Origin of the sequence: Nocardia sp. NPDC049737, assembly GCF_040674755.1 — a bacterium.
GTDB lineage: Bacteria > Actinomycetota > Actinomycetes > Mycobacteriales > Mycobacteriaceae > Nocardia.
The window spans coordinates 107856-120796 of the sequence record NZ_JBFANH010000012.1; the positions used below are offsets into that span (position 1 = coordinate 107856).

A 12941-nucleotide genomic window follows, 5' to 3' on the forward strand; every position below is an offset into this window, starting at 1 on the left:
GAAGACAGATCGAGGTCGAAAGCCCATGCACACCACCAAAACACGAACACCGCAGCGCATCGCCGCGACGGTCCTGACGTTGGTCACCGTGTCAGCGGCCGGTGTCAGCACAGTGCGTGCCGATCCCGGTGTCCCCCTGGGCGCGAGATGCCCGAGCCTGTATGCGCTGGGGGTGCAAGGCAGCGACGAAGCCGCTCCCGACACCGCGATCACCAGCGACTCCGGCGCACTCGGGCAAGTGTTCGGTCCCCTCGCCGCCGCGGCAGGAGATCTTGTGCAGCGCGCCTACGTCCCCTACGGACACGCACCTGACGGGACCGCACTGCCCTACGATGCTGCGGTCACCGCCGCCACGGCGCGGCTGGAGCAGATGGCTGCCGAGGTCGTCGGGCGCTGCCCGGCCACGAAGATCGCCGTCGCCGGATACGCCCAGGGCGCTCCCGCGGTCGCACAGTTCGCCCAGCGAGTCGGAACAGGCAACGCAGCACTCGGTGCCGATCAGGTGGCCGGGATCGCGTTGCTGGCCAACCCGAACCGCGACACCAACACCCCCGTCCTCCCCGGCCGACCGGACGCCACCACCCCTTCGGCGGCACCCGGGACGACGGGGCACAACGTCGCCGAGATCGCGCTGCTCAACCCGTCGCTGTCAGGAGCCGGTATCAGCGCCGCAGCGCCATCGGGGGGTTACGGGGCATTGACCGGCAGAGTCGCCGACCTGTGCGTAGCGGGGGATGCGACCTGCGATACACCCGCCGCAAGCCCCCTGGCCACCACCGCAGCGAATATCGCCAACCGGTCGGACCTGCGCGACCCCATAACAGCAATATCCACGATCGCCCAAGCCTTGTCGGCGACGGTCTACACCACCGCCGTCAACGTGGTCAACGAGGACCTGGCCGGTACCAGCCTCGATCAACTGTCCTACCAACCCGCCAAACCCCTCGGGCAGCGCTTGGCCGAAGCCTCCGACCCCAACACCACTCCACCCGGGCCGACCGATGCTCTGGCAGCGTTGTTCAAGATCGGCACCATCGGCTTGAACGCCGCGCTCTCGGTCGCGCGGAAGGTGTTCACTCCGGCCACGATCACCGAACTCGCCACCGTCGGCATGGGCGACCCCGTCGCTGCGATCGCAGTGCTGGGTACCAAACTCGCCTCCGCGGTCGTCGAGCTCATTCCGCCTCAGACCGCCAGTCGCTGGGTCAACGACACCTTCACCGCGATCACCAGCACCGTCACCGACCACAGCGAGCTGTACACCCTCGCCGGGGCGGCCCAATACAGCGACACCACCGGCCGCCACGGCTCTTACAGCAGCGTGCCCGCCACAGCCACCGGACGTTCAGCTTTGGCCGCGACCGCTGACTGGTTCACCGCGCTCGCGCGCGACCTCGCCGCCACCGGAACTCCCTCGGCCCCACCACAATCCGCCCGCTCGGCGACAACGACCGCGCCCGCGACCACATCGAGCAGCAGCCCAGGCGCGCAGTCGGCTCCGACATCGAGCGCTGGGCCCTGAAGACCCCTTCGGGCGGAGCCCGGACTCCGCAGACGTACCCATACCCGGTCTGCAGATTCTCCCCCTGGCACCCCGCCCGAAGGGCCCGTGCATCGTCCATCAACCCCCACTGAGGAGGTGAGAACCCGATATGCCCAATACCCACACCGACGCCCGCCTTCAGCACGGCTGGGGATGGCTGCGCCGCAGCGAACCCACTGCACTGCAACCAATCTCGGGGGTGACCGACGACCCGGACGCTGGTGGCGATCCATGGCAGTGGATCAATCAACCGGCTCCCCAGCCACCATCACCACGATCGTGGCGCACACGGGTGCCTCGGCGCGTCTGGCTAGGACTTGGTGCCGCACTCGGGGTAGCCGCCGTGGCTGTCGGGATGGGAATCAACTCGGTCGCCAACCACCCGGACACCGTGACCGCGATCCCTACCCTGACCGCGAGGCCTCCTTCGACCGCAACACCATCGGGGGGCGCGTGCGCCGGGCTGTCCGGGGCGACCGTCACCGACACCGCGGGCGACACCCACAGCCCGGCCGGAGTGATCGTCGCGTTCGAGCACGCCTACTACACCCAGCGCAGCGCCGAGGCCGCACTGCGTGTGGTCGCCCCCGAAGCCGGACTCGAGCCGGATGCGTTGGCGGCGGGCATTGCCTCGGTCCCGGTCGGTACGACGCACTGCGTCGCGATCACCCTGATCGCCGACGGTGCTGCCGAGGTCCACGTGGTCGAGTTGCACCCCGACGGGCAGCGCGTGGACTACCTGCAACTGATCAATGTCCGCCCCGACTCCGGCGGTGTCGTGATCACGAATATCCAGAAGCGGGGGTGAACGATGGCCGCGCCGCTACACCTGCACCACGACGACCGCACCGTCCGGACGCACCGGCTCGAACCAGGCACTATCGCCGCGCCGCAACGGTTGGCACCGGTGCGGGAAACCCCGCTACCGACCACCGCAGCGCACCCACCGCTGTTCGCGGTGCTCGGCGCACACGGCGGCGCCGCAACCTCGACCCTGGCGCGATGGTGGGCACCGGCCGCCGACACCGGCCTGGAATGGCCCGCCTCCCCGGCCACCACCCAACACGTGATCGTCACCGCGAGGCTGTGCATACCGGGCCTGACCGCCGCGGCCGAACGCTTGCGCGAATGGCACGCCGGACTGGCACCAGACGGGGTGCAGGTCATCGGGCTGGTACTGAGCGCGGCGCGCCCGGGGCGAGTCCCTGCCCTTGTGCGCCGGTATCGCGGGGTGGTCGCCGAGCTGGTCGAGCACGTCTACGAGATCGGTTGGCACGACGAGCTCATCACCTGCGAACTGAGCGAGCTGGCCCAATACGCCCCCTACGACCCGGCGCCGCCGCGCCGCTCCAGGCTGCGTGAGGCGGTTCCCGCCGACGTGCACCGCGCCGGAACCCAGATCATCACCCACCTCGCAGCCACCCATTCGATTGCTGCACAACCCGATTCGGAGACATCGCCATGACCACCGCCACTGCGGTCGGCGAGGCGCTGAACGTCCTCGCCCAACAAATCAACATCACCCCCACCAAACCGCCCGGGGCGCCACAGCTGATCAACCTGGTCAACTATCTGTCCTGGATCGTCATGCTCGCCGGGATCGCCGCCCTGATATACGCCGGCGGCAAATTCGGCTGGGAACGCTTCCACGGCGGCGCGGTGGAATCACCCAAGATCATCCTCGGCGCGCTCGTCGGCGGCATCATCGCCACCAGCGCCGGAACCATCATGAACGCCGTCGTCACCGGAAGCGCATAACCCATGCGCCGCTTTCGAATTCATCCCCAACCCTCCACAACCAACCGGCACAGCGCCGTCGACACATCCAGTCGCCAGGCCGACGCGCGCGGATTCACATCCGCACCGACCTCACGGCATGAAACTTTCGCAACCACCCCGACCGACGCCAGCTCGTTCACCGTGGACGCACCGGACGGAATCCGGCTGTCAGCCAAACGTATCGGTCCATTGTCGGCACCGGCGAGCGTGGTCTACGTCCACGGCATGCTCACCAACTCCGCCTACTGGAGGCCGCTGACCGAGCACCTGCACCAACGCCTCGACGGCGGTATCGCCCAGATCACCTTCGACCAACGCGGACACGGTGGCTCCGAGCACACCGGTCGGGGGGCGCGGAGCACGTTGCCGACGCTCGTCAATGATCTCGACGCGATCGTGGCTCAAGCGCGCGGCGCGGTTGTGCTGGTATCGCACTCGGTGGCGTCGCTGTTGGTGCAGGCGTGGGTCGAGCAGTACCCCGAGCGCGCTCGTGCTCTGGCCGGCATCGTGATGTTCAACGGCTGTCCCGAATTCCCGTGGATCCCAGCCTCCGACGTTCACGACACCGGGCGGCGCTCGAGGCGCCGCAGGAGTCAGCTGGTCGAGGAACTGGTCAGCTACCTGCACGAACCACCGGCTCGCTACGGCCTACCGCGCCGCAGTGTCTTCGCCAATCTCGGTTGTGATGCCAACCTCGACGCGGCTCTGGCCGCCTACAGCAGCGTAGGGCTGAGCAGCGAGATAGCCAGCATCCTGCGCTTTATCCCGACCTGGGTGTTGACCGGCGAACTAGACCCGGTTGTGGCACCGCGCAGATCTCGGCACCTGGCCGAACACATCTGGGGCGACTACGACAGCGTCGCCGGTGCCGGGCACTCGCTCCCGCACACTCACCCAGCCGCAGCGAGCGAGCCGATCCTCGCCGCACTCGAGGTCGCCTACCGCACCCACCAGCAGGACGGCGGCTCACTGTGATCGCCAAACCCCTTCCTGCTCAGGTTCTTTCGCCTATCACCCAGTTGCTGGGTTGGCTGGCGTGGTTCGTGCTGCTGCTGTGCATCGCGCGCGCGGTGTGGGTCGGTGGGCTGCTGGCGATCCGGACTTACCGCGAAGAAGCCGTCGAAGGACTCCTCGGTGCTCTGCTCGGCGCGGTGTTGCTCGGCGCGGCCAGCTCCATCGCCATCGCCGTCCTACCTCCCACCTGACCCACACGAGGAGACCAACCCCGTGAACCCTTCCCGCGCACACCATCTCAGCGTCGTTGCTCTGCTGGCTTTCACCGGCCCCATCGCCGTGGCCGGACTGATCGCCTGCGGCAGCGCGAACCCCAGCGAATCCGATGCGACGCCCTCCACGGCAGCGGTCGCTGAACCGACCGGATTGCGTTGGCAGTCCTTTCAAGGTGTCGACCTTCCGGTCGCCGAACAAGGTCCCCGCCACATCGAGGCAGCCGTAGCCAGCGGATACGACCGCTCACCGGCAGGTGCCGCGCTGGCCGCGATCCAGACCACGGTCCGTATGTCGATCGCCACCGACAGCCAATGGCCGACGGTGGGCCAACGCATGCTCGCCCCAGGACCGGGCCGCGACGCCTGGGCCACCGCCCGCGCCCAGATCTCGATCACCGCCCCGATCACCAGCGGCGCACCGAAGGTCTTGGGCTACCAGGTCCCTCGCTACACCCTCGACGCCGCCGACGTCGACATCTACACCAGCCACCCCGACAACTCTGTCACCTGCAACCACACTCACGTCCTCTGGCAGGGCGAGGACTGGCGCCTGCAGGTTCCCGACAACCCGGCTGCCGCTTCGGTCATGGCCGTTGCTGTGCCCCCGGTCGACATGGTCGCGCTGACGCCACGCTGAGGAGGCCACCAGATCATGAAATCCCATCGCCTGCTGATCATCCTGCTCACCGGAATCACCGCCGTCGTAATCGCCGCATTCGTGTTGACGATCACCAACGACAACGGATCCCGCGAGAGGCCAGCCGATCCCGGCAGCACTACAGCTCCGACCGAGCGAACCTTTCCTGACCTGCCGCCGAGCACCTCACCGCCGACCACGGACCTGTTCGGCAATCGCCTCGAGGTTCCACACGACGAATCCGGTGCCGTCCTTGCACAAATCCCCTCTGATCGGGCCGACCGCACCCGCCCGGACTTTTTGACCACCGCGCCCGCGCGGATGCAGTGGCAGCGCGGCTGGGGTGGAGCGGCATTGCCTGTCTCGGGCAGCGACGGACCGGGCCGGATCCAGGATGGGATCGCGACCGGATTCGCCCGTACACCCCAAGGCGCGGCGCTGGCCGCGGCCGACGCGTTGGCCCGCGCTCTAGCTGCCCCTGAGAGCGTCTGGCAGCAGGTCGTGCGCGAACGTTATTACGGCGGCGGTCAACCGCTGCTGGATCGCTTCGCCCGTTCGCGTGAGCGCACCCGCGACGCCGCCCGATACGTCGTGGTCCCCGACGGCGTCCGAATCCAGCCCGGCTACCGAGACGACCTTGCAATCGTGCAATTCGCCAACCGAGGCAACCTCGGCTACACGATCTCGACCTGGCCGATGGTCTGGATCGACGGCGACTGGCGCGTCCGCGTTCCCGACAACATCGAAAGCCTCTGGGGACCAGGCACATCCACGGCCACCCTGGCCGAGTTCGGCTCATGGAAGTCCACGTCATGAGCCGAGCCCTTCTCCTCGCTGCCCCGGCCGACGCTTCGATGCCCTGGCGCTCGCAGCTACCGGTACCCGACGTCTGCGACATGCCATTGGGTCCCCAACAGGCATGCGAACAACTCGGGCAAGCCGCCACCGACGCGGCCAGCTCCGTCCTCGACGACATAGCAACCAAATTCGGGGCGGGCTTCGGCGATCTGCTGCGGTTCGTCATGACCTGGTGGACCGCGCTGCCGTCACCGCAACTGACCGACAACCAAGGAGGGCCCGGAACGACGTTGTCCGGGATCCGCGAATACACCAGCGGCCTGCAGGTGCTGCTACTCACCTGCGGAATCATCTTCGCTGCCGCACGCCTGGCATTGGCCAAACGCGGTGGCGTCGCGGGCGAGGCACAGGAAAGCTTCCTGATGCTGGCCCGAGCCATTTTCGCCTCGATGGCCTTCGCTGCCATCATCACCGCTGGAACCCGGGCCGGTGACGGATTCGCCGAGTGGGTGCTCTTCGACGCGTCCCGCGGCGATGCACACAACATTGTCGCCGCACTGGCCCGGTTCGATCTCGAGCACGACTCCGGATTGGGCACCGGTGTCCTGCTGGTGCTGTTCCTGCTCGGGATCATCAGCATGCTCATTCAGCTGGTGATGCTGGTTTTGCGGCAAGCCCTGCTCATTCTGGTCGTCGCCGTCATCCCCCTTGCCGCAGCTGCGTCGGGGACCGGGCCGGGATCCCAGGCGTACAAGCGTCTGCTGAGTTGGTCGCTGGCGTTCGTGCTGTGGAAGCCTGTCGGTGCGTTGGTCTATGCGATCGCGTTCACCGTGGCCGGGCGCGACCAAAAGGATCCACAGCTGGTGCTGCTGGGCCTGATCTTGCTGGTGATGACGGTGGTCGTCCTGCCCGCGCTGATCCGATTGGTCGCACCCGCGGTCGCGACACTCGGAAGTGGTGGTGGCGCGGCGGCTGTGCTGGCAGGCGGCGCGGGCGGTGTGGCGATGGCATCGCTAGGTGATCGCTCAGGCGGCCGCAAGGTCAGCGAGGGAGAGAACGCACCCGGCGGCGGAGGGGCATCCAACGGTTCGTCATCACCTGGCGGTGGTCCGGGTGGCGGTGGCGGTGGCGGCGGTGGCCGTCCGATGTCCGGTGGAAGCGGCGACAGCGGTGCCTCAACCTCCGGAGCGGCGAGCCCGGCCGGCGGTTCGAACGGCGGTGCGGGCGGTGGTGCACGGTCCAGCGGGGGCGCAGCCGCGCAGTCATCGAGCACGCCCGGTGCATCCGGCGCGGGCAGCGGTGGCGGGCAGGCGGCTGCTGGCGGTGCCGGGATCGCCGGTGCGGTGGTGATGGGTGCTCAGATGGCCGCGGACATGGCGCAGCGGGGCGTTTCGACGGTCGACAGCCAGACCCGTGATGCGACAGCGGGTGGGTTGGATCCGGATGCGTTGGGGCCGGGGGAGGTCCGGCGATGACTACTCGCATGTATGGCCGCTGGGAACGCCCCCGCTCGGCCGGGTTCTTTGGCCTGACTTGGGGTGTGTCCATGCTGGGCTTGGGCTTGATCATCATGGTGATGGTCGGGTTCATGATCACCCGATCGCTGTCGGTAGCCGCCGGTCTCATCATGGCCGCGGCGCTGGTGTTCACCCCCTTGGCCATCACCCGCAATGGCCGCACCGGCTGGGAAATGGCGTTGTTGCGGGTGCAGTTCGCCGCCGCCCGCGCCCGCGGTGAGCACCTCTACCAGGCAGGTCGCTTCTCGAAGATCCCGGGCATCGCGAAACTGCCGGGGCTGCTGGCTGATTCGCGGCTGTCGGAGTATGAGACCGCGGGCGGGAAACGTTTCGCGATGCTCCATATCCGACGCACCGACCATTACACCGTCGTACTACGGGTCATTCCGCGTGGCAAAGAGTTGGTCGATCAATCCCAGATCGACGCCTGGGTGCAGGGATACGGGCAATTCCTGGCCACCCAAAGCCGCGGTGGGGAAGTGGTCGCGGTGACCTCGGTGCTCGAGAACGTCGTCGAAACCCGTCTGAAACAGGCCCGGGAAGTCGCCCGCTTGGTCCGCCCCGACGCCCCGGCCTATGCCAAAGCGGTGATGCGGGAAGCCGCCGCCGACATCGGCGGGGTCGGGGTCCGGATCGAAGCCCGCATCGCGATCACCTACCGCGCAATCGGCAAAGGCCGCATCCGCCGCGACGAGGCCGAGCAGGCCCGCGAGATCGGGCAACGCCTGCAAGGCGTGCTGTCCCAGCTCGCCCGCGCGGGTCTTCCGGCGACACCGCTGCAGGCGTGGGAACTGCTCGGGTTGGTGCGTACCCGCTACGACTTGGCCGCCCAACGCGACGTCGAAGCCGCAGGCCCGGACATCACCGGCACGCAGTCGTGGGACTCGGTCGGGCCGGTCGCGCATCAGGACCGCTGGGATCACTACGTTCACGACGGCGCTCGCTCGATCACCTGGGAGATGGATGCCGCACCGCGTGGCGCGGTGATGGAAACGGTGCTCGAGGAGTTGCTGCGCCCGCGTGCGGACGTGCCACGCAAGCGGGTGGCGATCGTGTACCGGTTGCATTCGGCGGCCGAGGCCACCACCCTGGTCGACTCGGACTTCCGTGATGCGGTCGCGGCCGAGCAGACCGAACGCGGCATCGCCTCGGCGTCTGCGCGTATCCGGGTCGCCAACACCCAAGCCTCCCGTGAGGAGCAAGCACGCGGGGCGGGCTTGACCCGGTTCGGGGCGTTGGTGACCGTCACCGATCACCTCGATGGGGACCTGCCCGGGATCGAGGCGTCGGTCAAGGGGATGGCCGCTGCGTCGCGGCTGGGTGTGCGTCGCTGCTACGGCACGCAAGCCGCAGCGTTTGCCGCGTCACTGGGGATCGGGTTGATCCTGCCCGAGCACACTTCCATCTCCAAGCGGGTGTCGATGTGAATGGGTTCAGCCGCAAGTCTTCTCGGCCCGTGCGCACCGAAACGGTTGCTGGTGTACGGGTGCTCACGCCGGGGGCGCGCGCCGCGACCGAGGCGGCTGCCGCACAGCCCGGTGTGCGTGGTTGGCGGGCACGGTGGGCGATATCGAGCGATGATCATCGCCGCACCACCGCCGCTCGCCGCGCGCAGGATCAGGTCGGCGAGGGCTTCGACCGATCGCCACTTCCGTTGTCCGACCGCGGATATCGCGGGCTCGGCGGCGGCCGCGCCTCGGTGGTACCCAGTACACCGGAATGGCGCGCGACCACCGTGCAAGTCGCCGGGTTGTGGCCGTTCACTGTCGGTGCCAGCGCCCCCACTGTCGGCACACCTGTCGGCGCGCACTACATCACCGGCGCCCCGGTGCATTTCGACCCGATGTCGTGGTTCCTCAAAGGGTTCATCACCGCCCCGATCGCGTTCGTGCTGGGCCTCAATGGTTTCGGCAAATCCAGCCTGATCCGGCGGATGGTGACCGGGGCGGTCGCGGCTGGGGAAGTGGTGTTGTGCATGGGCGACATCAAACCCGACTACCGAGACCTCGTGATCGAACTCGGTGGGCAAGTGGTCGATGTCGGGTATGGACACGGCACCATCAACCCCCTCGACGTCGGCGCGCTCGGCGCGGTCGTCGAGCAGCTCACCGACCCTGATCAGCGCCGCCAAGTGACCGCCCGCGTCGAAGCCGGACAGGTCAACATCGTCGCCGGTCTCATCGAACTGGTGCGCGGATCACGGGTGGCCGACTACGAAGAAGTCCTTTTGGCCGCTGGGCTGCGCGAACTCTACAGCCCCGCAGGCGGATTCACCTATGAACACCCGCCGCTGCTGTCGAACCTGCTTGAGGTCATCTCTGGTGGCGGAGCGCAATTGCGCGAGTTCGCCGAAGAAGATGACGACGCCACCTACCGCGCCAGCACCAAAACCCTGCGCCGCTCACTGCGCGCGCTGGTAGAGGGCCCCTTCGGCGCGATCTTCAACGGACCCACCACCACCCGCTTGAATTTGGCCAGCCCTGCCGTGTGCGTGGATGTCTCCCGTATCCCCGAAGGCGACAACAAGCTGCTGGCGGCGGTGTTGATGGTCTGCTGGAGCGAGGGATTCGGCGCGGTCGCCGCTGCCCACGCCCTCGCTGACGCGGGTTTTGCGCCGAAGCGCACGTTCGAGGTCGTCATGGACGAGATCTGGCGTGTACTCGGCGTCGGTGAGTTCATGGTCGACCGTGTCGACGCCCTCACCCGCCTGAACCGCAAGTTCGGCACCGGCCTGATCATGTGCAGCCACACCACCAAAGACCTCGCAAGCTTCGACTCACCTGCCGCACAAGCCAAAGCCCTCGGGTTCTTCGAACGCGCCCGTGCGAAGCTCATCGGGCCGGTCGGGCCGGAGGAGATCAACCGCATCCGCAACGCGGTCGGCATCACCGACACCGAGAAACTTCTCGTCACCTCATGGGCTGCACCGCGCCCGCCCAGCGACGACGACCTCGACCCCACGCGCCGCGAAACACCACCGGGCACTGGCTGTTTCCTGCTGAAGACCGGCGAGGCCAACGAGCCAGGAATTCCGTTCCGTCTGGCATTCACACCGACCGAGCGTGCTGGGGATGTGCACAACACGAACCGGCGCTTCGATGACCTGCCCGGTGCGGGGGAGGCGAGCAGGTAATGGGTGCTGCTGTCGTGTCTGGCCGTCGCCGTGCGGGGTCCGGTTGTTATTTGCGATTTCCCGATCAGTTTGCCCCAGCCATCGGCGCAGATCCAGGCAGCGCACGGGATCACACGACGTCTGGAGGCCAACGCGCACCGCGTAGCTCGCGCACGGATCCCAAGGCTCACTGCCACCTCTACTACCGCTTTACCGACGGACACCGCGCCGGCCTCCGAGCACTCCCACATATCGAACAAAGCGCCAAACCGCGGAGAGGACACCACCCAAAACCGGTGGGAACAGCGATGATCCGCGCCGGTTACGACAGCGCGAAGCGCAAACGACCCCCGGAATCTGCAACCAGCGAACCGACCCAGCCCCCTAGCGCCAGCACCGGATGCGCACGAGAAAGGCACATCATGACCATCACCGACCCGCCCAGCCTGGATGTTGACACGTGGGACACCCCACGTCACCAGCAGCTCGACCCCACTACCAGAGCGCTTCGGAGAGCACTGTTCGGCGAGAACCGCGCCCAGCACACGCGGGTGCGCACGGCAATGATCGGACTTGGCGACCACCCGATCCCCGGTTCGACTCATGACGCCGAGGTGTATCGCAGCTACGCCATGTTGCGGCGAATCGTCGATGACCTCGGAGGGTCCTCGCGCAGTATCGCTGCCGACCCGGCCCTGCTCGGCGCGGTATTCGATTGGGCAGCGGTTGCCGCTCCGCGCCTGCTGCCCTTGTTGTCGGGGCACTTCCGCCTCGTCATCGGCGGTATCGAGACCCTGGGCGACGGCACCCTGTATCAGCAGCAGTGCCTGGCCGAGCTCGACCGCGCCGACGCTATCGGCGCGCTCCTGCACACCGAACTCGCGGGCACCAACGGCACCGACATCCAGACTCTGGCGATCCGCCAATCCGACGGAACATTCCTGCTGCGCACACCAGTCGGCGGAGCAGTGAAGTTCATGCCGAACGTCGCCGAGGTTGGTGTCCCGAAAACAGTGATCGTCACCGCACGCCTGCTCGTCGACGGCGTCGACGAAGGGATCTTTCCCTTCCTGCTGCGGCTGCGCACGAGCGCAGGACTTGCCCCGGGTGTCCATGTTGCCCGTCTTCCGGAGAAGGCCTGGGCGCCGATGGACAACGCGATGATCTTCTTCGACGATGTCGTGGTCCCTGGTGATGGCTTCCTGGGCGGGGATTGTGCCCGCTTCGTCGGTGGCCGCCTGGTGTGCGAGCTGTCGCTCGGGCAACGGTTCCACCGCACTATCAGCCCCCTGCAAAACGGTCGCAGCACCCTCGCCAGCGCCGCGGTCGCCGGTGCCCGCGCTGGGATGGCGATCACCTGGCACTACGCCCGCCAGCGCCGCCCCGGCCACGGGCCCTGGATGAGCGAACGCGACGCCGTCCTGAGCGATATGACCTCCGCCGTCGCACAGGTCTATGCCATGACCATCCTTGCGCGCGACGTGCGCGACCATTTCAGTGATGCCGATGCCACCGGATCAGTGCGGGCCATGCTGGCCAAACCGATCATCTCCAACACCGCGCTGAATGTGCTGTCGGTCTGTCGCCAGCGCTGCGCCGCCCAAGGCGCGCTGCGGGTCAATTACCTCACCGATTGGGCAGGAAACGTCGAAGGCATCATCACGGCCGAAGGCGAGAACCAGGTCCTTCAGGTCACGACCGGCAAACTGGCCCGCCAAGTCGCGGCAGGGCGCGCACCGAGTCACATGGACATCGTCGGACTGCAAGTCTGCGAACCACCAACTCAGCATCCCTGGTGGCGACAGATGCTCCTCGACCGGGAAACCACACTGGCCATCTCCGCTCGCTCTGGTGAAACCCGCCCCGATGCGCTGGGCGCCGATTCCGCCGCAATCGAGCTGTCGACCGCGACAGCGGAACGACTCGCCGCCGACTCGCTACTGTCCGCCGCTGAACACACCCCCGATCGGCGGGCCCGAGCGCTACTGGAAGCCGTCGCTGCCGTCTACGGCTTGGAGCGAGTGCGCGCGAACGGCAACTGGTTCGCCTCCCACCACCTGCTGACCCCCGAACTCGCCAACCGAGTGGACGCCGAACTCACCACACGCCGCCGCGAACTCGTCCCTCGTCTGACTCTGCTGGTGGATGCCTTCGACATCCCGCCACTGCCCGCACCCATCGCCTCCGACAATTACGAGCTGTCCTGGCTGCGATACGCCCACTGGGAACAGCTGGCACATCAACAAACCCCAGCAGTAACCGGACACCAACAGCGCAAAACCGGTGAGACAAACCATGATTCGCCCACCTCATGACAACCAGAGAC

Annotated in this window: 12 protein-coding genes; all 12 read left to right on the top strand. The window is 67.4% G+C overall.

Annotated features, from left to right (window positions below):
- Positions 1-25 precede the first annotated feature (25 nt).
- The 12 genes from AB0J47_RS18045 to AB0J47_RS18100 all read left to right on the top strand — a co-directional run bounded on the left by AB0J47_RS18045 (position 26) and on the right by AB0J47_RS18100 (position 12930).
- Positions 26-1522, top strand: coding sequence for a cutinase family protein (locus tag AB0J47_RS18045; protein WP_364346726.1), 1497 nt, complete (start codon positions 26-28; stop codon positions 1520-1522).
- A gap of 376 nt (positions 1523-1898) precedes the next feature.
- The gene (locus tag AB0J47_RS18050; protein ID WP_364346728.1) at positions 1899-2351 is read left to right on the top strand and encodes a hypothetical protein; all 453 of its coding nucleotides are present in this window, start codon (positions 1899-1901) and stop codon (positions 2349-2351) included.
- Between the two features lie 3 nt (positions 2352-2354).
- The gene (locus AB0J47_RS18055) at positions 2355-3008 is read left to right on the top strand and encodes a hypothetical protein (RefSeq protein WP_364346730.1); all 654 of its coding nucleotides are present in this window, start codon (positions 2355-2357) and stop codon (positions 3006-3008) included.
- Complete coding sequence (locus tag AB0J47_RS18060; RefSeq protein ID WP_364346732.1) at positions 3005-3301, top strand: hypothetical protein; 297 nt, start codon at positions 3005-3007, stop codon at positions 3299-3301. Before AB0J47_RS18055 ends, AB0J47_RS18060 begins: the two co-directional genes overlap by 4 nt.
- Positions 3302-3463: 162 nt before the next feature.
- Positions 3464-4297 (top strand): alpha/beta hydrolase, encoded by an 834-nt coding sequence (locus AB0J47_RS18065; protein WP_364346734.1) that lies wholly within the window; start codon positions 3464-3466, stop codon positions 4295-4297.
- A complete protein-coding gene (locus AB0J47_RS18070; protein ID WP_364346736.1) occupies positions 4294-4527 on the top strand; it encodes a hypothetical protein in 234 nt (77 codons plus the stop codon). The genes AB0J47_RS18065 and AB0J47_RS18070 overlap by 4 nt, the downstream gene beginning before the upstream one ends.
- 22 nt (positions 4528-4549) lie before the next feature.
- Entirely contained in the window at positions 4550-5188 is a 639-nt protein-coding gene (locus tag AB0J47_RS18075; protein ID WP_364346738.1) for a hypothetical protein, read from the top strand.
- Between the two features lie 15 nt (positions 5189-5203).
- Positions 5204-6004 (top strand): hypothetical protein, encoded by an 801-nt coding sequence (locus AB0J47_RS18080; RefSeq protein ID WP_364346740.1) that lies wholly within the window; start codon positions 5204-5206, stop codon positions 6002-6004.
- The gene (locus AB0J47_RS18085) at positions 6001-7461 is read left to right on the top strand and encodes a hypothetical protein (protein WP_364346742.1); all 1461 of its coding nucleotides are present in this window, start codon (positions 6001-6003) and stop codon (positions 7459-7461) included. Before AB0J47_RS18080 ends, AB0J47_RS18085 begins: the two co-directional genes overlap by 4 nt.
- The gene (locus AB0J47_RS18090) at positions 7458-8930 is read left to right on the top strand and encodes an SCO6880 family protein (RefSeq protein ID WP_364346744.1); all 1473 of its coding nucleotides are present in this window, start codon (positions 7458-7460) and stop codon (positions 8928-8930) included. The genes AB0J47_RS18085 and AB0J47_RS18090 overlap by 4 nt, the downstream gene beginning before the upstream one ends.
- A 29-nt stretch (positions 8931-8959) precedes the next feature.
- The gene (locus tag AB0J47_RS18095) at positions 8960-10636 is read left to right on the top strand and encodes a hypothetical protein (protein WP_364346746.1); all 1677 of its coding nucleotides are present in this window, start codon (positions 8960-8962) and stop codon (positions 10634-10636) included.
- Positions 10637-11037: 401 nt separating this feature from the next.
- Positions 11038-12930, top strand: a complete 1893-nt coding sequence (locus tag AB0J47_RS18100) for an acyl-CoA dehydrogenase family protein (RefSeq protein WP_364346748.1) — start codon at positions 11038-11040, stop codon at positions 12928-12930.
- Positions 12931-12941 lie beyond the last annotated feature (11 nt).